The 25,247-nt window shown below is 67.0% G+C and carries 24 protein-coding genes; 20 read left to right on the top strand and 4 right to left on the bottom strand.

The window, feature by feature from the left end:
* Window positions 1-108: 108 nt before the first annotated feature.
* The 14 genes from NWF22_RS19325 (at window position 109) to NWF22_RS19260 (ending at window position 15,653) form a co-directional block, all read left to right on the top strand.
* On the top strand, window positions 109-1,737 hold the full coding sequence (locus tag NWF22_RS19325) for an acyl-CoA carboxylase subunit beta (protein WP_160903281.1): 1,629 nt from the start codon (window positions 109-111) through the stop codon (window positions 1,735-1,737).
* Window positions 1,734-1,982, top strand: a complete 249-nt coding sequence (locus tag NWF22_RS19320) for an acyl-CoA carboxylase subunit epsilon (RefSeq protein ID WP_258321210.1) — start codon at window positions 1,734-1,736, stop codon at window positions 1,980-1,982. The genes NWF22_RS19325 and NWF22_RS19320 overlap by 4 nt, the downstream gene beginning before the upstream one ends.
* Window positions 1,979-2,647 carry a Maf family protein gene (locus NWF22_RS19315; RefSeq protein ID WP_373691951.1) on the top strand — a complete coding sequence of 223 codons (669 nt, stop codon included), beginning with the start codon at window positions 1,979-1,981 and terminating at the stop codon, window positions 2,645-2,647. The genes NWF22_RS19320 and NWF22_RS19315 overlap by 4 nt, the downstream gene beginning before the upstream one ends.
* 69 nt (window positions 2,648-2,716) lie before the next feature.
* Window positions 2,717-4,072, top strand: a complete 1,356-nt coding sequence (locus NWF22_RS19310) for a non-ribosomal peptide synthetase family protein (protein WP_160903279.1) — start codon at window positions 2,717-2,719, stop codon at window positions 4,070-4,072.
* 106 nt (window positions 4,073-4,178) lie between these two features.
* Complete coding sequence (locus NWF22_RS19305) at window positions 4,179-5,228, top strand: alpha/beta hydrolase (RefSeq protein ID WP_373691950.1); 1,050 nt, start codon at window positions 4,179-4,181, stop codon at window positions 5,226-5,228.
* Between the two features lie 199 nt (window positions 5,229-5,427).
* Window positions 5,428-6,885: a condensation domain-containing protein gene (locus tag NWF22_RS19300; RefSeq protein WP_160903278.1), complete on the top strand. Its 1,458-nt coding sequence runs from the start codon at window positions 5,428-5,430 to the stop codon at window positions 6,883-6,885.
* Window positions 6,886-6,891: 6 nt separating this feature from the next.
* The gene (locus tag NWF22_RS19295; RefSeq protein WP_160903277.1) at window positions 6,892-8,325 is read left to right on the top strand and encodes a condensation domain-containing protein; all 1,434 of its coding nucleotides are present in this window, start codon (window positions 6,892-6,894) and stop codon (window positions 8,323-8,325) included.
* Complete coding sequence (locus NWF22_RS19290; protein WP_160903276.1) at window positions 8,322-9,650, top strand: condensation domain-containing protein; 1,329 nt, start codon at window positions 8,322-8,324, stop codon at window positions 9,648-9,650. Before NWF22_RS19295 ends, NWF22_RS19290 begins: the two co-directional genes overlap by 4 nt.
* Before the next feature lie 128 nt (window positions 9,651-9,778).
* Window positions 9,779-10,675, top strand: a complete 897-nt coding sequence (locus NWF22_RS19285) for a sulfurtransferase (protein WP_160903275.1) — start codon at window positions 9,779-9,781, stop codon at window positions 10,673-10,675.
* On the top strand, window positions 10,672-11,124 hold the full coding sequence (locus NWF22_RS19280) for a SufE family protein (protein ID WP_160903274.1): 453 nt from the start codon (window positions 10,672-10,674) through the stop codon (window positions 11,122-11,124). Before NWF22_RS19285 ends, NWF22_RS19280 begins: the two co-directional genes overlap by 4 nt.
* On the top strand, window positions 11,121-12,647 hold the full coding sequence (locus NWF22_RS19275) for a condensation domain-containing protein (RefSeq protein WP_160903273.1): 1,527 nt from the start codon (window positions 11,121-11,123) through the stop codon (window positions 12,645-12,647). The genes NWF22_RS19280 and NWF22_RS19275 overlap by 4 nt, the downstream gene beginning before the upstream one ends.
* A gap of 189 nt (window positions 12,648-12,836) precedes the next feature.
* On the top strand, window positions 12,837-14,639 hold the full coding sequence (locus NWF22_RS19270) for an acetyl/propionyl/methylcrotonyl-CoA carboxylase subunit alpha (RefSeq protein ID WP_160903272.1): 1,803 nt from the start codon (window positions 12,837-12,839) through the stop codon (window positions 14,637-14,639).
* 13 nt (window positions 14,640-14,652) lie between these two features.
* Entirely contained in the window at window positions 14,653-15,009 is a 357-nt protein-coding gene (locus NWF22_RS19265; protein WP_160903271.1) for a GNAT family N-acetyltransferase, read from the top strand.
* A 200-nt stretch (window positions 15,010-15,209) separates the two neighbouring features.
* Entirely contained in the window at window positions 15,210-15,653 is a 444-nt protein-coding gene (locus NWF22_RS19260) for an SRPBCC family protein (RefSeq protein WP_160903270.1), read from the top strand.
* 16 nt (window positions 15,654-15,669) lie between these two features.
* Here the strand turns inward: NWF22_RS19260 and NWF22_RS19255 are convergent, their stop codons facing one another.
* Both NWF22_RS19255 and NWF22_RS19250 read right to left on the bottom strand, forming a co-directional pair.
* Window positions 15,670-16,233 (bottom strand): nucleotidyltransferase family protein, encoded by a 564-nt coding sequence (locus tag NWF22_RS19255; RefSeq protein WP_160903405.1) that lies wholly within the window; start codon window positions 16,231-16,233, stop codon window positions 15,670-15,672.
* Between the two features lie 40 nt (window positions 16,234-16,273).
* Entirely contained in the window at window positions 16,274-17,848 is a 1,575-nt protein-coding gene (locus NWF22_RS19250; protein ID WP_160903269.1) for a PucR family transcriptional regulator, read from the bottom strand.
* Window positions 17,849-18,081: 233 nt separating this feature from the next.
* Between NWF22_RS19250 and NWF22_RS19245 the strand changes: the two genes are divergently transcribed.
* The 4 genes from NWF22_RS19245 (at window position 18,082) to NWF22_RS19230 (ending at window position 21,374) form a co-directional block, all read left to right on the top strand.
* Window positions 18,082-20,070, top strand: coding sequence for a solute carrier family 23 protein (locus tag NWF22_RS19245; protein ID WP_160903268.1), 1,989 nt, complete (start codon window positions 18,082-18,084; stop codon window positions 20,068-20,070).
* A 161-nt stretch (window positions 20,071-20,231) separates the two neighbouring features.
* Window positions 20,232-20,711, top strand: a complete 480-nt coding sequence (gene uraD, locus NWF22_RS19240) for a 2-oxo-4-hydroxy-4-carboxy-5-ureidoimidazoline decarboxylase (protein ID WP_233751482.1) — start codon at window positions 20,232-20,234, stop codon at window positions 20,709-20,711.
* Window positions 20,708-21,034 (top strand): hydroxyisourate hydrolase, encoded by a 327-nt coding sequence (gene uraH, locus NWF22_RS19235; protein ID WP_160903266.1) that lies wholly within the window; start codon window positions 20,708-20,710, stop codon window positions 21,032-21,034. Before uraD ends, uraH begins: the two co-directional genes overlap by 4 nt.
* Window positions 21,035-21,245: 211 nt before the next feature.
* A complete protein-coding gene (locus tag NWF22_RS19230) occupies window positions 21,246-21,374 on the top strand; it encodes a hypothetical protein (protein WP_258321209.1) in 129 nt (42 codons plus the stop codon).
* 89 nt (window positions 21,375-21,463) lie between these two features.
* On the opposite strand, the gene NWF22_RS19225 is transcribed toward NWF22_RS19230, so the two are convergent.
* Together NWF22_RS19225 and NWF22_RS19220 are read right to left on the bottom strand one after the other, a co-directional pair.
* Window positions 21,464-21,670 (bottom strand): cold-shock protein, encoded by a 207-nt coding sequence (locus tag NWF22_RS19225; RefSeq protein ID WP_160903265.1) that lies wholly within the window; start codon window positions 21,668-21,670, stop codon window positions 21,464-21,466.
* A 168-nt stretch (window positions 21,671-21,838) separates the two neighbouring features.
* On the bottom strand, window positions 21,839-22,783 hold the full coding sequence (locus NWF22_RS19220; protein ID WP_160903264.1) for an AraC family transcriptional regulator: 945 nt from the start codon (window positions 22,781-22,783) through the stop codon (window positions 21,839-21,841).
* Window positions 22,784-22,903: 120 nt separating this feature from the next.
* Between NWF22_RS19220 and NWF22_RS19215 the strand changes: the two genes are divergently transcribed.
* Window positions 22,904-23,470 carry a flavin reductase family protein gene (locus tag NWF22_RS19215; protein ID WP_160903263.1) on the top strand — a complete coding sequence of 189 codons (567 nt, stop codon included), beginning with the start codon at window positions 22,904-22,906 and terminating at the stop codon, window positions 23,468-23,470.
* Window positions 23,471-23,520: 50 nt separating this feature from the next.
* Window positions 23,521-25,134 (top strand): 4-hydroxyphenylacetate 3-hydroxylase family protein, encoded by a 1,614-nt coding sequence (locus NWF22_RS19210; RefSeq protein ID WP_160903262.1) that lies wholly within the window; start codon window positions 23,521-23,523, stop codon window positions 25,132-25,134.
* The last annotated feature ends 113 nt before the right edge of the window (window positions 25,135-25,247 follow it).

Raw genomic sequence — 25,247 nt, 5'->3', positions numbered from 1 at the left:
GGTCACCGCCGGATCCGAGATCCCCGACCGATCGCTCGGGAACCTGAGGCATATCTCACGTTGATCCGCTTGACGTGGCTCACACCGGGGTCGTTAGCATCGGTGTCCATGACGACTGCTTCGCGCGAGGACGGCTCCGCCCCCGACATCCACACGACGGCGGGAAAACTCGCCGACCTGCGTAACCGCCTCGAGGAGGCCAAGCACCCGGTGGGTGAGGCCGCGGTCGAGAAGATCCATGACCGGGGCAAGCTCACCGCCCGGGAACGGATCACCCACCTGCTCGACGAGGGCTCTTTCGTAGAACTCGACGCGCTGGCCCGTCACCGCAGCACCAACTTCGGGCTGGCCGAGCGCCGCCCGCTGGGTGATGGCGTGGTGACCGGCTACGGCACCATCGACGGCCGCGAGGTCTGCATCTTCTCCCAGGACGTCACCGTCTTCGGCGGCAGCCTCGGTGAGGTCTACGGCGAGAAGATCGTCAAGGTGATGGACCTGGCCATCAAGACCGGCCGTCCGCTGATCGGCATCAACGACGGCGCCGGCGCCCGCATCCAAGAGGGTGTGGTGTCGCTGGGCCTCTACGGGGAGATCTTCCACCGCAATGTCCGCGCCTCCGGCGTGATCCCGCAGATCTCGCTCATCCTCGGCGCCGCGGCCGGCGGTCACGTCTACTCCCCCGCACTCACCGACTTCGTGGTGATGGTCGACAAGACCAGCCAGATGTTCATCACCGGCCCCGACGTCATCAAGACCGTCACCGGCGAGGACGTCACGATGGAGGATCTCGGCGGCGCGAACACGCACATGACGAAGTCGGGCACCGCCAGCTATGTGGCGTCCGACGAGGAAGACGCCCTCGAATACGTGAAGGAACTGCTCGGGTACCTGCCCAGCAACAACCGCGCCGAGGCGCCCCGCCTGCCGGTCGATCAGCCGGCCGCCGGGTCGATCGAGGACACCCTCACCGACGAGGACCTCGAACTCGACACCCTCATCCCGGATTCGCCGAACCAGCCCTACGACATGCACGAGGTCATCCGGCGCATCCTCGACGACGACGAATTCCTCGAGGTGCAGGCCGAATACGCCACCAACGTCCTCGTCGGCTACGGACGCGTCGACGGCCGCAGCGTCGGCATCGTCGCCAACCAGCCCACCCAGTTCGCCGGCTGCCTCGACATCAAGGGCTCGGAGAAAGCCGCGCGCTTCGTCCGCACCTGCGACGCCTTCAACATCCCGATCGTCACTCTCGTCGACGTGCCCGGCTTCCTACCCGGCACCGACCAGGAGTACAACGGCATCATCCGTCGCGGCGCCAAACTGCTCTACGCCTACGGCGAGGCCACGGTCGGCAAGATCACCATCATCACCCGCAAGGCCTACGGCGGCGCCTACGACGTCATGGGGTCCAAGCACATGGGCGCCGACGTCAATCTCGCGTGGCCGACCGCGCAGATCGCCGTCATGGGCGCCTCCGGCGCGGTGGGCTTCGTGTACCGCGGCAAGCTCAAGGAGGCCGCCGCGAACGGCGAGGATGTTGACGCGCTGCGCCTCGAGCTGCAGCAGGAGTACGAGGACACGCTCGTCAACCCCTATGTCGCGGCCGAACGCGGCTACGTCGACGCGGTGATCCCGCCGAGCCACACCCGCGGCCAGGTCGCGACCGCCCTGCGACTGCTCGAACGCAAGATGGTCACCCTGCCGCCGAAGAAGCATGGGAACATCCCGCTGTGAGCGACATCGAGGCCAGCGCCGCCGACACCGAGGCGCCGACACAGTCCGCACCGTTCCTGCGCGTCGTCCGGGGTAACCCGAGCGACGAGGAACTCGCCGCGCTCGTCGCGGTCGTGGCCTCGGCCGCCGGAACATCCGGCGGCACCACGGCCGATGCCGGCCCGCGCGACGACTGGGGACGACCCGAGGACCGGCTCCGGCCGATCTGGGGCGCGCCGGGCAGCTTCACGAATCTGAGGTGGTGAGCGCGCCGGCGGTGGTGCTCGGGTCGGCGTCGCCGGCTCGCCTTCGGGTGCTGCGCGATGCCGGGCTCGATCCTCGGGTGATCGTCGCAGACATCGATGAGGACGCCCTGCTGAGCACCATGGCGGCGTTCCCGCCGGACGACATCGTCATCCGGCTCGCGCAGGCCAAGGCCGACGCCGTGGTCGCCGATGTCCTCGCCGATGTCCTCGCCGAGGGCGATGCCGCCGATGTGGTGGTGCTGACGTGCGATTCGATGCTGCTGTGCAACGGTCAGCTGACCGGCAAGCCGCACACCGCAGACGTCGCGCGCGCACAATGGCGCACCATGCGCGGGCGCTCGGCCGAACTCATCACCGGGCACTGTGTGACCCGTATCCGCGACGGTCTGGTGGCCGGTTCGGCCCACGCGGCGGCGTCGACGACGATCGGTTTCGCCGATGTCGACGACGCCACGATCGACGCCTACGTCGACACCGGCGAACCGCTGACGGTGGCCGGCGCGTTCACCCTCGACGGGCTCGGCGGATGGCTCGTGGATTATGTCGACGGCGATCCGTCATCGGTACTGGGAATCGGTCTGCCGACCGTTCGGCGACTGCTCGGCGAGGTGGGGGTGTCGGTGACAGTGCTGTGGCAGGCGAGCTCACCGCGAAAGCACAGTTGATCTGGGATGACGCACCCGGCCGCGGTGGTAACTGCGCGCATCGCATCGGCAATGTCTAGGGTCATCGACGTGACCGCTCACATCGAACGCACGACGCACGACGACGACCTGTTCATCCGGATGGACCGCGCTTTCGGTGTGCCGGTGCTCAGTCAGGCGATCTGGCGGCTGACCGAGCCATTGTCCGCCGACGAACTCGAACGGCTGGGTCGGCGATTGCTGGACACCCCGATCAGCCGTCGTCTCCACACCAGCCGAATGCCGCTGGCCCGCGACTACTGGCTCGCTGCACCCGGCACCGCCGGACGCAGCCACAACGATCCACCGTTGGCCGATGACGAGATCGTCGACTGGCTCGACCGTGCCGCCGAAGTGGAGTTCGATCTCGAAGCGGGGCCGGTGTGGGAATTGCGTGCGGCGCCACTGAAATCGGGGGGCGGGATGGTGACGATGTGCTCATCACACGCGGTCGGCGACGGATGGCTCGGCGCGCGCGCGATCTACCAGGCAACCTCGACCGACGATCTGTCCGTGCCATACCGCCCCACACCACCGAACCTGCTCGCCGATGCCCGTGATGCCCTCGGCCAGGCGACCACGATCGGGCGCGGCATCACCGGTCTGATCGGTGACCGCTGGGCGGCCCGTGGCTCCACCGAGACCGCCGGACCGCAACCGGTCACGTCACGGTCGATACCTCGGCCTCCCACCCCGGAGGACGATGTTCTCGCACGCGAGGAACCGATCCGCGCGCCCCTCGCGATCGTCGCCATGCCCGGCGACGACTGGCGCAGCGTGGTGGATGCTCACCAAGGGTCGGCCAACGCGCTCTTCATGGCGATCGTCGTCGGCCTCATCGTCGACGCCGGTCGCGCCACATGGGACGACACCGTCCGCGTGTCGGTCCCGATGTCGATGCGATCGGGCGATGACACCCGGGCGAACTCGACGACGGGCCTGACCCTGGACATTCCGGCGGCGTGGAGTCGCGAACGCGATCTGGCCGCCATCCGCACCCTGGCCAAGGCCACCTATCAGGAGTCGGCGGCCACCACCAGCCGACTGTCGCGTCTGCAACCACTCATGCAGGCACTGCCTGACGGCCTGATGACCCGGCTGAGCCGCAGTGGCGCGACACCACTCGCGTTGGCCTCCAGCGGCGGCGCGGTCGACCCGACGTTCGCGGGGCTCGGCGACCCGAGTCGGGTCGGCGCCTTCGCCTCCCGGGCCACCACCCAAGGAGTCAGCCGCGAACGACTCACCCGCTTGCGCGGAGGGCTCGCCACCTGGTTCAACGACACCGGCGCGACGGCCACCCTGTCGGTGTCCGGATTGGACCCGGCCGCCTTCCCCACCTCGGAGGTCCTTTCCGAAAAGGTGCAAAAGGAATGCGCCCGTTGGGGATTGACCACCTCTCCGTGGTGACAATCATCGACCACCCCGCTACGATGACGCAGCGCGATCCCGGCGACGGTTTGTGCTCCACGACCTGCTGCCGATCGCCCCAACCACCACAGCTGCAAGGATGTCGATGAGGATTTTCTGCACCGGCCCGGCCGGCGAGCGCATGCGCCGCCCCCGTCGGCGCACCACCCGCACGGCCACGCTGTTCACCGTATTGACGGCCACCGTGATGACCATCCTGAGCACCCCCGTGATCGCGTCAGCCGCACCATCACCGGTCTCTCACATCACCCGCGTCGTGCAAGAGGGCCCCACCCAGTTCGCCGCATACGTGTATTCGGCGTCGATGAACAAGACGATCAAGGTGCAGGTTCTGCGGCCGCGGCACCCCGCCGGCCCCCGTCCGATGATGTACCTGCTCAGCGGGCTGGGCGAAGAAGACCCGGAGAACAGCATCTGGTTGCTGAAGACCGACGCGGTCAGGTTCTTCGCCGACAAGAACGTCTCGGTGGCCCTGCCGCTCGCGGGCAACGGCAGCTTCTACACCGACTGGCAGCGCGACGATCCCGAACTCGGTCGCTACCGATGGGAGACGTTCCTGACCAAGGAACTGCCGCCGCTGCTGGAAGCCCGTTTCGACGGCAACGGCAGTCGCGGTATCGGCGGGTTGTCGATGGGTGCGGGATCAGCTCTGATGCTCGCGGCTCGAAATCCCGGCTTCTACCGCGCGGTGGCCGCCTACAGCGGCTGTTACACCACCACCGGGCCCGCGGGACAGTTCTATCCGCGTGGCATTGTGTCCGCGTTCGGCGGCGACGCGAACAACATGTGGGGACCACCGAACGATCCGGACTGGGCCGCACATGACGTCCTGCGGCGGTCGTCCGGCCTGCGGGGCAGCGCCGTCTACGTCTCGACCGGCACCGGCCGCGCCGGCCGCTACGACGCGCCGGGGTATCCCGGCAACACCGACCCCACCGATCGACAGGTTGTCGGCGGAGCCATCGAACTCGGCTCATTGTGGTGCACCAGAAACCTCCAGGCACAACTCGCCGCACAACAGATCCCAGCGACTTTCCACTACGACGACCCGGGAACACACTCGTGGCCGTACTGGGTGGACCGGCTGCACCAGAGCTGGCCATTCCTGGCCCGCGGCCTCGCCGGCGTACGTTGACCACAATGCCCGGCGGCTGCAGATCGATCCCGAGATCAGGACAAATCTCCCTCAACGACCGTTGTAAACGGTTGTGAGGCTTGACACCTGATCACTTGTCCCGGACGCAACACACCCAACGACCCGGTAGCCTCAGCCGACAAGGTGAACCGAGTGCCGGATCGACCCGCAACATCAGTTCGACGACGTAGGAGTTGTGATGGAGTACACGGAGCTCGCCGATTACCCGCTACCCGGCGGTTCGATGTCGGCCTGGATCCCTCGGGCCGACCCCGACGCCTGGACCGAGGACCCGCGTCGCCTCTCGTACATGCACGTCGAACACGCACTGCGCGCAGGGGCCGAGGGAGACGACTGGTACAGCCAGTGGATCGGGACCGCATTCCTCATCGAGCGCCCCCTCGACCGCGACTCCATGGCACAGACCATGACCCGCTGGTATGCGCGGCACGAGGCTTTCCGAACATCGGTGACCGCCGCTGACCGGCAGCTCAAGCGCCACACCTTACCGGCCCAGTCCGTGACGGTCGACGAGCAACCGATGGGTACCGACCTCTCCAGCACCGAGGTGTTCGAGCGGATGAACGAGTACTTCAACACCACGGTGAGTCCCCTGCGGTGGCCGCACTGCATCGCGGTGACCGTCGAAATCACCGACCGCGACGACGCCTTTCTCCTGGTTTTCGCTGCCGACCACACGGTGATGGATGCCTACACCCAGGTGTTCGCCATCAAGGAGCTCACTGCCATCTACGAGTCGGTGGTTACCGGCGAGCCCGACGGCCTGGTCGACTTCGGCAGTTACGTCGACTTCTCCGACGCCGAACGTGCGCTCGGTGACCAAATCTGCCACACCGACGACGCCGTTGCCGGCTGGAGCACCTTTTTCGGCGCGGCTGACGAGTTGTCACCGCAGCCGGCGCCGATGCCGACCTTCCCCCTCATGTCTGCCTCACCTCACGGCGATCCGCCGTCGATCGTCTCCGAGCGGTCTCCCGAGCAAGGCTTTCAGGCCACCTTGTCGTCCTGGTTGCTCGACACGTCACAGACTGCGGCGTTCAACGCCCTGTGCAAGGAGTCCGGCGCCAACATGCAGGCGGGCATCTACACCGCCTTGTCGATGACCAGCGCAGCTCTCAGCGGTTCCGCAGATCTGCGCTTCCTCAACCCGATCCACACCAGAAACGAAATGAAATGGGGCGAGGCCGCGGGATGGTTCGTCGGCATCATCCCGGTCCATCTGCGCCCGCAAGGTGCCCGCACCTTCCGCGGCGCGCTGACCGCGATCGCGGCGAGCTCGCAGGAATACAAGCAGGTCGGTGCGGCACCGTTTGCACCCATCGCAGACCTGATCGGCGGCGACACCACACCTCCGGGGTTCGTCGTCTCCTACATCGACCTCCGACATGCAGAGGGCGCCGCGGACTGGGATCGCCGCAGAGCGCGCGTGTTGCGCAGCTCCACCCGCAACGCCGACGAGGTCTACTTCTGGATCAACCGTGTCCCGGCGGGCACCAACATCTCGGCCCGGTTCCCCACCGGCGCCCGGGCCGACGAGGTGCACCGGTTCATCTCGACCTTCCACCGCATTCTCACAACGGTCATCGCCGAGGGCGACCTCGCCTACGCGTTCGCGGACAGCGCGAAGGCCGTGTAGATATCCATGACCCGCACCCCCGTACTTCGTGCACCACTGGTGGGTGGCACCCCGGTGGAATGGCACCTCACCGATCCCGACGGCGCGCGCGCCGCCGCCGAGCGCACGCCCGACGGCTTGACCTTTCTGCAAATCGACCATGTGAACGCCGCGCTGGCCAAGCGAGAGTCCGGCGAACCACACACCGGCACGGCGTCGAGCGTGACCGTGTTCGACGAACCCCTCGATCGCGATGCCATGGCCGCCGCGCTCACTGCTTTCTGTCGACGCCATGATGAGCTCCGAGCGGTCTATCCGGTCGACGACACCGGGCCATCTCGTCGGGTCGCGCCCCCCGAGACCATCGAGTTCGTCACCGTGTCCTCCGACGATCACGTCGACGCCGACGCCGTCATCGGTCTCGTGCAGCAACGGATCAATGCCGAGGCCGTGTTCGACCGCCTTCCGGGCTTCGTATTCGGCGCGATAGACGGCGGCGACCGATTCACCTTTTACGCCGGATACGACCACTCACACACCGACGGCTTCTCGCAATTCGCGGGGCTCCTCGAGATCGCGCGAACCTACCGCGCCATACGCGCGGGACAGACGCCGGACTCCGGGCCGGTGGGCAGCTTCGGCGACTACATCGCCGCGGAGAAGCAGACCGTTGCCTCCTTGACTCCGGCGGACCCGCGCATCGCCGAATGGCGCGCCATACTCGCCGTGCACGACAAGCGGATTCCACGGTTCCCCCTCGATCTGGGACTCTCCGACAGCGAGCCCGCACCGGCGGCACCTCTGCGACTCTCGCTCGTCGCCGGCGACGTGCTCGAGGCATGTGACGCGCGGCGCGGCGACACCGCGTCGGGTGCCGGGATCGTCTATGCGGCTCTGGCGGCTGCCCAGCATGAGTTGACCGGTGTGGAGCACTTCTTCACCGCGACGGTGCTCGCCGCACGTGCGCCCCACCAGGCGCAGACCCAGGGGTGGCTGTGCAACTTCGCGCCCATTGCCTTCGATGTCACCGGGTCGATGTCGTTCGCCGAGTTGACGGTCGCGGCCACCGAAGCCGTGGCCCGCGCGCGCCGGCTCGCCACCCTCCCGGTGCACGCCTCCCTCGGTGCGCTCGCGGCCGCAGGCGCCTACATCCCCGATCCAGGATCACCGCAAATGGTGTCCTACATCGACTTCCGCCGAATCCCCGGCAACGACGACGCCGTACTCCGCAACGTCACGAGCTTCCAGGCGGCCGGGCGCACCCGCAACGCGAACATGTGGCTCACGCGCCGCGCGGACGCGATGACACTGATCGCCCACATCCCCGACAACCCCGTGGCGAAGTCGACCTTCACCGCATATGTCGAGGCGATCCGCCGCTGGCTGACAAGCTATGCCTGTGGTGACGAAACGATGATCGGTTCCGCTGAAGCACCCGGACTGGCCGGTCAGTCGACGTGAAGCTCTCCGGCGTCGACACCGTCGACATCGCACCCGGCGAGCTGATCCGGTGGAACCTCGCGCCGACCGCGGCGGATTGCACCGCCGACGTCAACACGTCAGAAAACGAGAAGTTCCATCTCGACGCGACTCGGCGTGACGGAAGGGCCGGATGGCTGGCCCTGACCATCGACCTCGCCGAGAACATCGCCGTCGACGAGCTGACCCGCGCCATACGCTCGATGATCGACCGGCATGAAGTCCTGCGCTGCCATTTCGACGACGGGGAGCAGGGCTGGCGTCGGCGACGACTCGCACCCGACGCATTCGACGCGGTCCCCCACATCGTCACCCAAACGGCGGACCTGACCGAGCACGTCCTCGCCGGGATCGACGCCACGTGTTCACCACTGACCGTGTTGGGCCACTTCGTCGCCGCCGTTCGACGGGTGTCGTCGACCACCGTCGTACTCGGCTTCGACCACTGCTTCGTCGACGCCTACTCGCTGGCGGTCATCGCGAAGGATTTCGTCGACGACCTGCGCGAACGAGCGGTCGAGGCACCGCTCAGCTATCTGGATGTCCGACGGATCGAGGAGTCGTCGACACCCCGGGTCGACAGCAGCGACGAGCACGTCCGCGCATGGGGCGAGTTTCTCGCGGCCAACGACTGGCACGTCCCGGCATTCCCGCTCGACCTCGGTCTGGGCGCCGGAGAGACGGCACCGGTCCGCACCGATGTTCGCACGCTTGTGTCGGGGCGGGAGACCGATCGGTTCGACCAAGCCATCCACGCTCGTGGAGCGCGTATCTACCCGTTGTTGCTCACCTCGTTGGCACAGGCGGTGCGTGATGTCGGCGGCCCCGACGAACTGCCCACGATCCTGCCGGTACACACCCGGCACGCCCCCGGGGCACGCAGAACCGTCGGGTGGATGGTCGCCAATGTCCCGATCCGACTGCTCGGCGCGAGCGCACTTCCGGGCGATGACCTGACGATCAACTCAGCACGCCTCGCGGCGGCGCTTCCGCTTGCAGAGATCGGCCTGACCCCGGTGTACGCGGCCTACGCCGACCTCATCCGCCCGTCACGCCACGATGTCTTCATGATCTCGTACCTGGATTACCGGCGCACAGACCTCCCGAAATGCGCAGTGACACAGCAGATATCGGCCACCCGAGCCACCGACACCGCACAGCTCTGGTTCTGGCGAGATCACGATGGCATACACCTGCGTACCCGCCATCCAGACACATCGACCGCAGCCCGCACCATCGACGATGTACTGGGCGCCCTGTCGGATCGACTGCGCGAGTTGTCCGCCGACGGCCAGCGCGTCGGCTGAACTCGCAGCACTTCGACGAGCCCGTGAGTCGGCACGTCGCGCGATCACGACAGTGGGTAGGCTTCTGTGCGAGACACCGGGTCGGCGAGTCCGCGCCGACCCGGCGAACACAGATGAAGGGACCGCAGTTGAGCGTGGAGACCGATCCGAATCCGGCGTTCGCCGATTATGCGCATCCGGAGCGTCTGGTCAGTACCCAGTGGCTGTCGGCGCATCTGGGCGCGAAGGGACTCAAGATCGTCGAGTCAGACGAAGATGTCCTGCTCTTCGACATCGGACACATCCCGACCGCACAGAAGATCGACTGGCACCTTCATCTCAACGATCCGGTGACCCGCGACTACATCAACGGTGAACAGTTCGCCGAACTGATGCGCAGCAAGGGCATCGAACGCGACGACACCGTGGTGATCTACGGCGACAAGAGCAACTGGTGGGCCGCGTACGCGATGTGGGTCTTCACCTTGTTCGGCCACGAAGACGTCCGACTGCTCGACGGTGGCCGCGACGCCTGGATGTCGGAGGACCGCGACACGTCCTTCGACGTGCCCGAGTACCCGCGTTCGGACTACCCCGTCGTCGAGCGGGACGACTCCCGGATCCGTGCGTTCGCCCCGGAGGTGCTCGCGGCGCTCGGCACCCAGCCCTTGGTCGATGTGCGGTCGCCGCAGGAGTACACGGGCGAACGCACCCACATGCCCGACTACCCGGAAGAGGGTGCGCTGCGCGGCGGTCACATCCCGACGGCGGTGTCCATCCCGTGGGCCAAGGCGGCCGCCCCGGACAGCCGATTCCGCCGCCGCAAGGAACTCGAGGAGGTCTACGCCGACCTCGACCCGGCCACCCCGACCATCGCGTACTGCCGGATCGGCGAAAGGTCGAGCCACACGTGGTTCGTCCTGACCCACCTCCTCGGCTTCGACAAGGTGCGCAACTACGACGGCTCGTGGACGGAGTGGGGCAACGCGGTTCGGGTCCCGATCGCCATCGGCCCCGAGCCGGGCGCCGCCCCGGCGTCGACATGACCCTGCCGACTGCCCTCGCGGAGATCGTCGACGACTTCGGTGCGCTCGGCGACTCCGACAAGGTGACCCTGTTGCTCGAGTTCTCGCGTGAGTTGCCCGAACTGCCAGACCATCTCCAGGAAGATGCCATGGAGCCGGTGCCGGAATGTCAGTCACCGGTGTTCCTCGCCGTGGATGCGGCCGACACCGACCGGGTGCGGCTGTACCTCACCGCACCCGCCGAGGCGCCCACCACCCGCGGTTTCGCCTCGATCCTGCACCAGGGGCTCGACGGCGCGGCGGCAGCCGACATCCTCGCGGTGCCCGCGGACTTCTATCACGAACTCGGGCTAGGCTCGGCGGTCAGCCCGCTGCGCCTGCGTGGGATGGCGGGAATGCTCGCCCGGATCAAGAGTCAGGTGCGGACGCAAACCGGGGGTGACCCCGGAACCCCGGCCACCCCGACATGAAGTTCGTCCAGATCCGCGACGAGTCCGTGGAACCGGGTGGACTCGTCGAGTGGACGCCGTATGTCGAGGGCGGCCTCGGCTCGTGGAGTCGTGACTCTCGGCTGACGTCGCACAATCACGAGCAGCATCTACGCTCGGCATTCGAGTACCGCCTGCGCACCCGCCGTGAGGGCGGACGCGAATCCTGGCTCGGACTCGCCATCGAATTCGATGAGCCGCTGTCGATCCCGGCCATCCGGACCACGCTGTTGCGGTGGATCGATCGCCATGAGGTGCTGCGCAGCCACGTCATCATCCGCGGGGACGGCCTGCAGCGGCTGAGCACCGGGCCGGGAACCGTCAAGCTCAAGATGGGCCGTATCGGCTGGTACACCGAGTCCGGTCCGCTGGTCGAACAGATCGCCGGCGCCTTCGACCGGGCGACGGCACCGCTGCACTGGCCGGCCTACATGTTCGCCACCGTCGGCCGGGAGAAGTCCTTCACCCTGCTGTTCGCTGCCGATCATTCACTCGTCGACGGGTACTCGCTGATCATGGCGCAGCACGAACTCGTCACCCTCTACCGCGCCGCACGCCGGCAGAAGCAAGCGGAGTTGCCCCCGGTCGGCAGCTACGTCGACTTCAGCGCGCAGGAACGCCGGATGGCCGACCAGACCGGCGCAGACCATCCCGCGGTCCGGACCTGGACGGACTTCCTACGCGCCGGGCGCGGCGGGATGCCCGCGTTCACCGCCGGTCCCGGCGCCGAGCCCCTCGATCGCGCCGAGCTCGAGGCCCCTGCACCCGATCCGAGCGACGAATCGGCCGTCGCCCAGCAGTCGCTCTACGGCCTGATCCTCGACGATGCGGCCGCCAACCGATTCACCGCAGTGTGTTCGCAGGCGGGCGGCACCATTACCGCCGGAGTGCTCGCCGCGTTCGCGTTGGTTCACCGCAACCGGACCGGTGACCCCGAATTCCGCTGCGTCCTGCCCCGCCACACCCGCGACGACGCTCGCTGGCTCACCTCGCTGGGCTGGTTCGTCGCGGTGGCCCCGTTCACCATCGACGTGTCCGACTCGCCGACCTTCGATCAAGCGGTGGCGCGCGCGACCGCCGAGCTCAAACGGTCGCGGCAAGGCGCCGGACTCCCCTTCCTGCGGGTGGCCGAACTGATCGACCACAGCGGAGAGCCGTTGTTCGTGATCTCGTTCATCGACACCCGCTACGCCCCGGGTGCCGCCGAGGCCGACGCGGGTCGGGCGACAGTGCTGCGAAGCCATAGCTACGCGCCCCACGAGGTGTACATCTGGATCAATCGGACGCCCGGCGGCATGCGCGTGTCCGCCCGATTCCCGGTCGAGCCGATACCCGGTGGGGCCGGCCAGGATGTCCCCGGAGCCGACGTGAATTATCCCACTCCGGTGACCGATCCGGGCGAACCGGACGCAGGCTCCTCCGGCCCGGTACAGGCCTACCTGCAGGATTTTTCCCAGTTGATCCGAGACCTCGGTGACGCGAGCACTTTCCGTACCGGCCAGTAACCCGGAGGGGGCGACCGATCAATTGATCGGTGAGTTAGGGTATTGCCCTGAACGCGTGACACTAGACTCGTGTCGTGCCTCACTCCGAAGGTCACCACGATCGGTCGGACGGGTGACAACCCAGACGCGTGAAGTAAGTCATAACGACCAGTGTCGCTCCACCGAGCGTCACGACGCCCAGGAGAACAAGTGCCAAGTAGCTCTGCGAACAGTATTTCCAAGGTCCTCATCGCCAACCGCGGCGAGATCGCGGTGCGAGTGATCCGGGCCGCTCGTGACGCCGGCCTCGCCAGCGTGGCCGTCTACGCCGAACCCGACGCCGACGCGCTGTTCGTCAAACTCGCCGACGAAGCGTTCGCCCTCGGTGGTCAGACGTCGGCCGAGTCCTACCTCGTCTTCGACAAGATCCTCGACGCCGCGGCCAAGTCCGGCGCCGACGCCATCCACCCCGGGTACGGCTTCCTCTCCGAGAACGCCGACTTCGCCCAGGCAGTCCTCGACGCCGGGCTGATCTGGATCGGACCGTCACCGCAGTCCATCCGCGACCTCGGCGACAAGGTCACCGCCCGCCACATCGCGCTCAAGGCCGACGCACCGATGGCCCCGGGCACCAAGGACCCGGTCAAGGATGCCGACGAGGTCGTCGCGTTCGCGAAGGAGCACGGCGTGCCGGTCGCCATCAAGGCGGCCTTCGGCGGTGGTGGACGCGGCATGAAGGTCGCCTACACCATCGACGAGATCCCGCACCTCTTCGAATCGGCCACCCGTGAGGCCGTCGCCGCCTTCGGTCGCGGTGAGTGCTTCGTGGAGCGCTACCTCGACAAGGCGCGCCACGTCGAGGCTCAGGTCATCGCCGACCAGCACGGCAACGTCATCGTCGCCGGTACCCGCGACTGCTCGCTGCAGCGCCGCTTCCAGAAGCTCGTCGAGGAGGCGCCGGCACCATTCCTCACCGACGAACAGCGCACCAAGATCCACGAGTCGGCCAAGGCCATCTGCCGCGAAGCCGGCTACTACGGCGCCGGCACCGTCGAGTTCCTGGTCGGCAGCGACGGGCTCGTGTCCTTCCTCGAGGTCAACACGCGCCTGCAGGTGGAGCACCCGGTCACCGAAGAGACCTCCGGCATCGACCTGGTTCGCCAGCAGTTCCGCATCGCCAACGGCGAGAAGCTCGAGATCTCCGAGGACCCGGCGCCGCGCGGACACTCGTTCGAGTTCCGCATCAACGGCGAGGACGCCGGCCGCAACTTCCTGCCCGCCCCGGGCCCGGTCACCGTGTACAAGGAGCCGACCGGTCCCGGTGTACGCGTCGACTCCGGTGTTGTCGCCGGCGACGTCATCGGCGGCCAGTTCGACTCGATGCTCGCCAAGCTCATCGTGACCGGGGAGACCCGCGAGCAGGCGCTCGAGCGGTCCAAGCGTGCGCTGGCCGAGTTCCAGGTCGAGGGTCTGGCCACGGTCATCCCGTTCCACCGCCACATCGTCGAGAACCCCGCGTTCCACGGCCACACCGACGAGAACGGGGTGGAGAAGTTCGACGTCTACACCAAGTGGATCGAGACCGACTGGGACAACCCGATCGAGCCGTACACCGGTGGCGAGCCGATCGAGGACGACGAATCGCTGCCGCGCCAGAACGTGGTGGTCGAGGTCGGCGGCCGGCGCGTCGAGGTGTCATTGCCCGGTGACCTCACTCTTGGTGGCGGCGGCGCCAATGGTGTCGTCCGCAAGAAGCCGAAGGCACGCTCCCGCAAGAAGGGTGGCAACGCCGCCGTCTCCGGCGACGCCGTGGCGGCGCCGATGCAGGGCACCGTCGTGAAGGTCGCCGTCGAGGAGGGCCAGCAGGTCTCCGCCGGCGAACTCGTCGTCGTGCTCGAGGCCATGAAGATGGAGAACCCGGTCACCGCGCACAAGGACGGCGTGGTCACCGGACTGTCCATCGAGGCCGGCGCGGCGGTCACCCAGGGCACCGTGCTGCTGGAACTGAAGTAGTCACTCGCCGGGCATGCAACCGGTAGAGATCAACGCCGGGACGTGGTACCTACGTGCGCTTCGCGCGGACGATCGGGTCACCGACGTCCCGGCGTTGTCCGATCTGGGGGTCGACGACCCCACGGAGTACATCGCCGGCGCAAACCGGATGTGGGCGAGCGAATCCGGTTACGTGTGGGCAGTATGCGAGCCGACGACGGGTGAGCTCGTCGCCCTGATCGGTGTGCGGACCGCGCCGAGCCGCCTCGTCGGGCGGGCGCGCCCCGGCCGCGGCGACGCACTCGAGGCCGCCCGGGCTCCGGTCCGCCGCTTCGCCGAGGGTGCACTCGGGCTCACGATGCCCACAGAACTCGTCGACGACATCTCCTGATCCCCGGCGACCGAGCACTTTCGACGTCGAATTGGGGTCCAAGGTCCCACCGAAACGGGCCATGTACCCGATCGGTGCGGCGCGTCGACGGATGACAATAGGGGTAGCGCGGCGACAGCGTCGACACCGACGTCGACCCCCGGTACACCGACGTTCGGCCGATCCGGGCCCGGCGCCGCGGTGTCATGGAGGCGACGACGATGACGACTTCGGCCAAGCACACCCACAGCATTCATGTCGACGCACCGGTCGAGACGGTCTTCGACTATGTCGCGGACCCGGCACATTTCGTCGATGCCATGTCGACGATGACTGCCGACAGCGACATCGTGCTGGGCGAGGTGGATCGCACGCCCAATGGCGGAGTGACCGGCTACGAGGTCAAGCACCGCGAACTGGGTATGCACCTGACCACCACCATCACCCGGGAGGAGTGTGTCCCCAACGAGCGCCTGGTCGACCACGCCTCCCTCGGCATGGAGCACATGTTCACCGTCGCACCCGATGACACGGGCACCACGCTGACCTACGCCTGGGATTCATCGAGGCTGATGAAAATGATCGACGCAGTGTTCTACCACACGGACCGTCATGTCGACGAGGGTCTCGAGAAGATCAGGAAGGAGATCGAGGCGCTTGCCTGACAACTCCGGCGATCCGTCACTCCGGCAGGTCCCGGTCGCGCCCCGTGGCCAGGTCACCACATTCCACGGAGCGCAAACCGGGGACTGCCGCCAGATACCGTCCGGCGCCGCTGTCCCCGCGTAGATGGGTGCGCAGCGCAGCGAAATGATCCGCGCCGATATACACCGGATGCCCTGGTCGACCGTCGAACACCGCGCGCGCCACCGCATCCCGGCGGCGACCGGCCGCGCCGATCACCCGCCGAGTGACCTCCGGACCCACGTCAGGCGTGTCGACAACATGTAAGACCATGCCGACGAAATCCGGTTCCGCGGCCACTCGGTGGGTGGCCGCGCGCACCGACGCCGACAACCCCGCAGCCCAGTCGTCGACGTAGAGCATCGAGGTGTTGACGGGGGGCTCGACAACGCTCGCCCCCATCGCGACGACGACCTCGTCGCACCCGCCGTCACGTAGCGCGTCGACCGATGTCGTCAACCACTTTCCTTCATGGGCAAGGATTTTCGGCATCCCATACCGTCGTCCGGCGCCGGCCGCCAACACCACTCCACACACCGCACCGGCACCACCGGCGGGCATACCCTGCGCGGCGCGGTCGCCGCTGTGCTCAGTCACCGCTCTACCCTCCGGCACGAACGGCGAGAGCGAGGTGCAGATCGCTGCGATCAGCCGTGGTCGACAGATCCCGGCCGGTCAGCGCCTCGATCCGCGACATCCGGTACCGAACGGTGTTGACGTGCACGTGCAGGCGCGCAGCAGTTCGATTCCAGGAGCCGTTCTCCGCCAGGAAGGCCGCCAACGTGTCGAGCAGATCTGTGCCCGCGCGGTCGTCGCCGTCGGACAACGGTCCGAGCACGAGTTCGGCGAACGTGCGACGCACCGGGTCGGGCAGCATCGACAGAATGGATGGCCCCGACGCGAGCGGCCCGCTGCCGACCACCCACACTCTCCCGTGGCCTCGGTCGCTGTCGGCGATCGACGTCTGCTCGGACAGTGTTCGCGCTCGCCGGGCCAGCGCCAGCGCACCCGCGAGATGGTTTCGCTCCGTGGCGTCGCTGACGCCGACGTGCAGTGCACCACGCAGGATCGGCGACAACCGGCCGAGGTGAGCGCGCAGGGCCGCCTCCAGCGCCTGGCCGCCACCGCCCGCGTCGACCACCGCAATCACGTCCGCGCCACGCGGGTGACCGATGGCGGCATGGCCGACTTCGAGCAGCGCATCCCGCAGTGCCGCACGAACCGTCGGATGCTGATCGGCCGGGTCGGTCAGTTCGGCGGACAGCACGTTGAAGCCGCCGGCCGACGCGAACCCGGCCTCCTCGAGCGCCTCCTGCATCTGCGGTGGAGCTGCCTCGGCAACCAGACATTCGGCGAGCCGATCACCCGTGCGGGCGGCGGCACGCCATGCATCGTGTTCGCGCCCGCGTACCAGTGCACAGATGGCCGCGAACTCCTCGAAGGCCGACAGCACGTCTCGGGGCAGGTCGGTGAGGTGCCCACCGACGACCAGCAGCCAAGAGCCGGCGCGACGGGCCGGCGGAAGCCCGACCTTGAGGATTGTGAGTTCCCCGACGGCGATCGGGAAGGCACCGGTCTGCAGGGACTTCTCGGTGAGCTCGTCGATCGTCTCGTCGTCCAAGGTGCGTCCGCCACCGCGGGCGGCCACCACCGGTCGGCCGGTCGTGGTGATCACCCAGCATCGGATACCCGTCGTCGCGACGAGTTCGGCAGCCATCTCGTCGAGTGCGCGTCCCGAGGACACCGCATCGAGCAGGCGGCGCTGCCGCGCGAGGCTCGCGGTGAGTGCCTGGGTGCGATCGGAGGCGTAGCGGGCGACGATGTGGTCGGTGACCCGACTGAACGCGACGTCCTCGGGCACCCCGAAGACCGGTATGCCGCCGCGACGGCACGCGTCGACGATGTGGTCGGGGACGCATCCGAACCGTTCTTCGCCGACTCCGAAGGCAACGACCCCGTTGCGCACGAGCGCATCGACGAAGACATCGGATTCGGCCGGTGCGCCGGAGTGGAAGATCAGCCCGGACAGCACCAACTCGCCGCCGAACAGGTAGCGCCCCGGGTCCGGCTGGTCGGTGGTGAACACCCGATCCACCTCCACGTCGCGCGCCGATCCGGGGTCGTGGACCAGGTCAAGGCGCAGGTCGGGATCATCGAGCAGATCGCCCAGCCGCATCCGGTCTCCCCTCGCTGTGGCCTGTGCGGCGCCGAGGCGACCGCCGGCTCTCTCCGGCAGTCGTTTGGGCCACCTTTGGAGGATCGCACAAACCGCGGCGATGGGTGATCGCGAGCTTTCGTATCTCCCGCGGTGGCACAACTGCGGCGAGTGGGCGATATTTGAGCACGTCGGCGCAGCGTCGCGCTAGTCATCCCTGTCTGTCTCGCCACGATCGCCGAGGTCCCACGTTCATGTCGTCATCGTCATCCGCGTCCCGCATTCCCAAACGCCGACACCCCGTCGATGAGGTCCCGCCAGCCGGAAAGCTCGCCGTCCTGGGCTTCCAGCATGTCGTCGCGTTCTACGCCGGTGCCGTGCTGGTGCCGATCCTCATCGCCCGCGCCATCGGCCTCGACGGCGAGGCGCTCACGATGCTGATCATGGTCGACCTGTTCACCTGTGGGATCGCCTCGATCATGCAGGCGGTCGGCATCTGGAAGATCGGCGTCCGACTTCCCCTGTTGCAGGGCATCACCTTCGCCGGCCTCGCCCCGATCATCCAGATCGCCAACTCCAACGGTGGTGGCCGCGAAGGCCTGCTGGTGGTCTTCGGTGCGGTGATCGTCGCCGGCGCGGTCACTTTCCTGATCGCCCCGTACTTCTCCAAGCTGATCCGGTTCTTCCCGCCGGTGGTCACCGGAACGCTCATCACCATCATCGGCATCGCACTGTTGCCGGTCGGGATCGGCGATGCAATCTCCAATCCCCACACCCATGTCCACGAGCCGGACAACCCGCGCTGGATGCTCTACGCCCTGGGCACCATCGCCGTGATCGTGCTGATGCAGCGCTTCCTGCGCGGATTCCTCAGCACCATTGCAGTGCTGCTCGGACTGGTGATCGGCACCGGCGTCGCCTGGGCGCTCGGGGACACCAGCTTCGACAACGTGGGCGGCGCCGGCTGGGTCGGCTTCGTCCCGCCGTTCGCCTTCGGCTGGCCGCAGTTCAGCGCCATCGCGATCATCTCGATGATCATCGTCATGCTGATCATCGCCGTCGAGTCGACCGGCAGCGTCTTCGCGGTCGGTGAGATCGTCGGCAAACGCATCAAGCAGGAGGACGTCGCCGCAACCGTCCGGGCCGATGGCCTGGCCACGATGGTCGGCGGCACCTTCAATTCGTTTCCGTACACGGCGTTCTCCGAGAACGTCGGCCTCGTGCGGCTGACGGGGGTCAAGAGTCGCTGGGTGGTGGCCGCGGCCGGCGGGATCATGATCCTGCTGGGTCTGTTCCCCAAGGCCGCGCGGGTCGTCGAGGCCATCCCCGCACCGGTGCTCGGTGGCGCGGCGATGACCCTGTTCGCCACGGTCGCCGTCGTGGGTATCCAGACCCTGGCGAAGGTCGACTTCACCGACCATCGCAACCTGATCATCGTCTCCACGTCGCTCGCGTTGGGCCTCTACGTGGAGGATTCGCAGGGCGGTACCAGCACGTTCTCAGGCGCCACCGTCACCGATGCCGCCGGCAACGTCGTCGCCGACGGTGAGGTGTCGGTCTCCGCACCGGGCATCGCCGATGCCGTCCCCGGACTGCTGCAGATCCCCTTCGGCGCGGGCATCACGATGGGTGCCATCACCGCGATCGTGCTCAACCTGCTCTTCTTCCACGTCGGCGGACGGGGCCAGGCGGTCGCCGGTGGCGGTCGCATCCGCCTGGACGACGTCAACAAGATGTCACGTGAGGAGTTCGCCACCGCGTTCGGCGGTCTGGTCAACAACGTGGACTGGGTGATCAACCGCGCTTACGATTCCCGGCCGTTCACCGACGCACACGACCTCCGCAGCGCCTTCCAGGAATCGCTACTCGCGGGCACCGAGCAGGAACAACTGGACCTGATCCGATCGTTCCCGACCCTCGGCGACGAGGACGAGACGGGTGCCATCACCGCGGGCGACCACGAGTCGCTGGCCCACCTGGACGACGCCGAACACTCGGGTGTGGTCAACCTCGCACAGTCCTATCGCGAGCACTTCGGGTTCCCCCTGGTCATCTGCGCGCGTGAGGCCGACCGCTTCGACAGCGTGCTGGCGGCCGGATGGTCACGGATGGAGAATCCGCCCGACGCCGAACGATCCTTCGCGATGGTGGAGATCGCCAAGATCACCAACTACCGCTTCAGCGATCTGGTGGCCGACGCCAACCCGATCACCTCGTCGTTGGTGAACTCCTCGACCCCGTGAACAACCGGCCCATGATTCGCGGGCTCATCTGCTGACAACTACGGTGGTCGCAGGCAGGCACCGGTTCCGGCCTGCGGCCACCCACTCGTGATGGGATATCTGACGTGCGCAACGAAGGCATCGGCCTGGAAGGGTTCCATCGTCTGTCGGACCGACAGGCCATGCACGCCCTGTTCGAATGCTGTTCCTCCTCGATCTGGGCGCGCCGTGTGTTGGCGGGCAAACCGTTCGAGAGCAGGGCATCGCTGCTCGATCGCGCGGACCGGGTGCTGGCAGAACTCCCCGAGGCGGAGATCGACGCAGCCCTCGACGGTCACCCGCGGATCGGCGGCCAGGTCGACAACAAGTCGTCCGAACGCGAGCAGGCCGGGGTCAGCGGCGCCGACTCCGCGGTCCTGACTGCGCTTGCCGACGGCAATCGTGCCTACGAGGAGAAGTTCGGCTACGTCTATCTGGTGTGTGCGAGTGGCAAGTCCGCCGACGAGCTACTCGGGATCCTGACCGAACGACTCAAGAACGACCCGGAAACCGAGCGACGCGTGATGCGGTCCGAGCTGACCAAGATCAACCGCCTACGACTCGAGCGACTGCTGGGTCCCGACGACGTCGACGACACCTCTACCCGGAAGGAGCCGGCGTGACCGGACTCTCGACCCATGTGCTCGATGCCGTGACCGGCTCCCCGGCAACGGGTGTCGCCGTGTCACTGCAGGACGCGAGCGGCACCGAGCTCGCGGCCGGCGTGACCGACGACGACGGCCGCATCGGGCAGGTGATTGGCGAGCCCCTCGTGGCCGGCACCTACCACCTGGTCTTCGACACCGGCAGCTGGTTCGCCGACCATGCGGTCGCCGCCTTCTATCCGGAGGTCGACATCTGCTTCGAGATCCCCGATCCCGAGCGCCACTATCACGTCCCGCTGCTACTCAGTCCGTTCTCTTACTCCACCTACCGCGGGAGCTGACGCGTCGGGGTCCCGATCGACCGCTCGGGGCGGGCCACAGAGCCCGTCCTGCCGACACGGCACCACACCGCATCCGTCGCGCCGGTGGCGATGGAGCGTAGGGTCGAGGACAAGCCGACGTCCTATCGTTCCGCGCACTCGCGGCCACGTCGGCAGTGGACCGACTCGCTCGAGTCGCACACCACTCGATCCCCACGTCGAACGGATTCCCATGTCCAGCGAGAACCCCGTCTTCTCCCACTGCGCAGACACCACCGACACGGCGGTGCACCCGACACTCGCCACAGCCGAACTCGAGTTCTCCGACGCCGACACCGCCGCCAACCCCACCCAGCGTTGATCATCGGTCGCCGCACACCGAAAACCGCTGTCGTAGACGACAAACGCCGCCCGGGATCACCCGGGCGGCGTCAGAAGACCTGAATCGGATCAGATGCCGGTCACCGTGGTCGCCTGCGGCCCCTTGGGACCCTGCTCGACCTCGAACTGGACACGCTGCTGTTCCTCGAGGCTGCGGTATCCGCCGCCCTGGATCGCCGAGTAGTGAACGAAGACGTCACCGTCGGTGCTGTCGTCGGGAGCGATGAAGCCGAAGCCCTTTTCGCTGTTGAACCATTTGACGGTTCCTTGCGCCATGATGCTGGTACTTCTCTCTATATGCAGATGGGCGCCAGACGGCGCCCGCGCCTCCATCCTTGCACACCACAGGCGCAATCGACGACTCGGCAGGTTCTCGCCGCAGCCACAGCTTCTGGCCGCACCTTCGACTCCTGGCCGGAACCCGCAAGTGCGGCCAGAACCGTTTCAGCGCTCGCGCAGCACCTCGGACGGCGGCACACCGTAGCGTTGACGAAACGCGGCGGCGAACCGTCCGGTGTGGGTGAAGCCCGCCTTCATCGCGGCGTCGGTCACCGACGACGCGGTGCCGCGCATCAGGTCGTCGTGGACGGCGGCGAGCCGGATCTCGGTCAGGCACTCGCGGGGCGTCTTCCCCACGTATTCCCGGAAACCCTCCTGTAGCCGGCGCACGCTCACCCCGGCGGACTCGGCCATGTCGGCCGCCGTCCACGGACGGGCCGGGTCGGCGCGCAGGGCGTCGAGCACCCGGGTCACGATCCGTGGGCGTGGTACGCAGTGATCGTCGGCGTCGTCGGTGATCGCGGCGAGCAGGAACGCGTCGGTCAACGACCCGGCGAGCTGTTCGGCGATCAACGGGTTGGCCAGCAACGGGTCGTCGTCGGGCTGTCCGGCGATCGACTGCACCAGGCGGAACCAACTCGCGCCTTCAGGTGAACGCAGGTCGATCTGATCGGGTATGGGCGCATCGGGCAGTCCGGTCACCCGACACAATTCGCGGTGCAGGAAGTCGCGGTCGATCTTGACGCCGACGATGGTGCAGGTACTCGACCAGCGGGTGATGTCGGTCGGGGTGTCGGGTGGATTGACGGTCGCCAATCCGCTGGTCGACACCACCGAATGCCCGGCGACCGACGTCTCGAGTACGCCTCCGAGCGGCACATTGATGCCATAGGCGCCGGGATGATCGGAGTGGATCGACACCTCGGCGCCCCATCCGATCCGCGCGATACGCAGCGGGCCGAGCACCGTGACGGTGACGTCGGCCTCGGTCGCCGTGCTGCGGGCGACGTGGGGCCGCAGCACGTGCGGGAAGTAGGCCGCGGACACCGCATCCGACGCTGCATCCCAATCCGGATCACCCGGGATTCGAAGCTGTTGCAGCTGACTCATCGACACTCCTCACGACCTCGCCGCGCATTCCGGATCGCTGTCGCGTTCAGCGGATCGTCAAGGGGCTCACGTCGAAATATGTTCTACCTCACATTAGCGATCATCGAAAGGAGCAGTCACATGGAACGCACGGCGCTGCAGAACGTCTTCGGCCAGTTCGCCAGCGGCGTCACGGTGATCACCTGCACAAACGCCGACGGCGAGCCGCACGGCGCAACCGTCACCGCATTCACGGCCGTGTCGCTCGAACCACGCCTGTGCCAGGTGACACTGACGCGCAAGTCCAAGGCCTGCGGATATCTGACCGATGCGCCCTTCGCGGTGAACATCATGGCAGCCGATCAGCTCGACATCGCAATGCATTTCGCCGGTCGGCCGGCGGACCCGGGTCCACGGTGGGACGACGGGCCGACCGCACCGGTCCTGCAGGGCGCCGCCGCCACACTGAGCTGTCTGCCGTGGCGCAGTTACGACGGCGGTGACCACATCATCTTCATCGGCGAGATCGTCGACGCATCGTCAAGCGGAAAGTCACCACTGTTGTACTACCGCAGCACCTTTCACGATCTCGGCGAGCCGAGTGTGAACTCGCTGTGGACGTTGTGCGCCGACGATCCGCATTCCGGATGGTTCGACTCGACCACCACCTTCACTCCGTTTCATCTGGCCGGAACCCGCACCGCCTGAGTCATTTTCATAGCCAGACACGATCGATCGATCAGAAAGAGGTATCAATCATGACCACTCTCGACGAGCGGCCCGACACCGACGCACCGACCACCAACCCCGCCGCCGACAGCGCAGCCAACCAGACCCGCAACTTCGCGTCCCGCCCCATGACCGGGGACGAGTACATCGAGTCACTCAAGGACGGTCGCGAGATCTGGCTGCACGGGGAACGTGTCACCGACGTCACCACCCATCCGGCCTTCCGCAACCCGATCCGGATGACCGCGCGCCTCTACGACTCGATGCACGACCCGGAGACCAAGGACAAGGTGACCGCGCCGACCGACACCGGCAACGGTGGCGTCACGATGCCGTTCTTCAAGGCGCCGACCAGCTCGGCGGACCTGATCAAGGAACGCGATGCGATCGCCGAATGGGCGCGGATGACCTACGGCTGGATGGGTCGCTCCCCCGACTACAAGGCCAGCTTCCTGGGCACCCTGCACGCCAACAAGGACCTCTACGCGCCCTTCGAGGCCAACGCCGAACGCTGGTACCGCGAATCGCAGGAGAAGGTCCTCTACTGGAACCACGCCATCATCAACCCGCCCGTCGACCGGCAGCTGCCGCCCGACGAGGTCGGCGACGTGTTCATGAAGGTGGAGAAGGAAACCGACGCCGGCCTGATCGTCTCCGGCGCCAAGGTCGTCGCCACCGGATCGGCCATCACCAACTACAACTTCATCGCCCACTACGGCCTGCCCATCCGCAAGAAGGAATTCGCGCTCATCTGCACCGTGCCGATGGACGCACCGGGCATCAAACTGATCTGCCGGACCTCGTATACCGAGCAAGCCGCGGTGATGGGCAGCCCATACGACTACCCGCTGTCGAGCCGGATGGACGAGAACGACACCATCTTCGTCTTCGACAAGGTGCTCGTGCCCTGGGAGAACGTCTTCATGTACGGCGACGTCGAGCGCATCAACGCCTTCTTCCCGCAATCCGGTTTCCTGCCGAGGTTCACCTTCCAGGGCTGCACCCGTCTGGCGGTGAAACTCGACTTCATCGCCGGCCTGCTGATGAAGGCCCTCGACGCCACCGGTTCCGGCGGTTTCCGCGGGGTGCAGACCCGCGTCGGCGAGGTCATCGGCTGGCGCAACCTGTTCTGGACGCTCACCGACGCGATGGCCCACAACCCCGAACCGTGGATCGGTGACACCGTGATCCCGCGCCTCGAGTACGGCCTCACCTACCGGATGTTCATGATGCAGGGCTACCCGCGCATCAAGGAGATCATCGAACAGGACGTCGCCTCCGGGCTGATCTACCTACCCTCGAGCGCCGCCGACTTCAAGAGCCCCGACGTACGGCCCTACCTCGACAAATACGTCCGCGGCTCCAACGGCATCACCGCGGTCGACCGCGTCAAGGTGATGAAAGCACTGTGGGATTCCATCGGCTCGGAGTTCGGCGGCCGGCACGAACTCTACGAGCGCAACTACTCCGGCAACCACGAGAACGTGAAGGCCGAGTTGCTGTTCGCCGCGCAGAACCGCGGTGGCGTGGAGTCCATGAAAGGTCTCGCCGAACAGTGTCTGTCCGAATACGACCTGGACGGCTGGACAGTCCCCGACCTCATCGGCAACGACGACGTCAGCTGGTTCGGTCGGTCGAGCTAGCGTCGCGCTGATCGACGAACGCTCGTCGTCATCGGCCAAGCCAACCACACGGAGAACTGACAGATACTCCGGAAATCACCCCCGTGAGTGACAGTTCCCCATGTGGATGCCGA

Origin of the sequence: Gordonia mangrovi (assembly GCF_024734075.1) — a bacterium.
Lineage (GTDB): Bacteria > Actinomycetota > Actinomycetes > Mycobacteriales > Mycobacteriaceae > Gordonia > Gordonia mangrovi.
The sequence above is the reverse complement of the archived record's forward strand: the minus strand, read 5'-3'. Positions and strand labels throughout refer to the sequence as shown.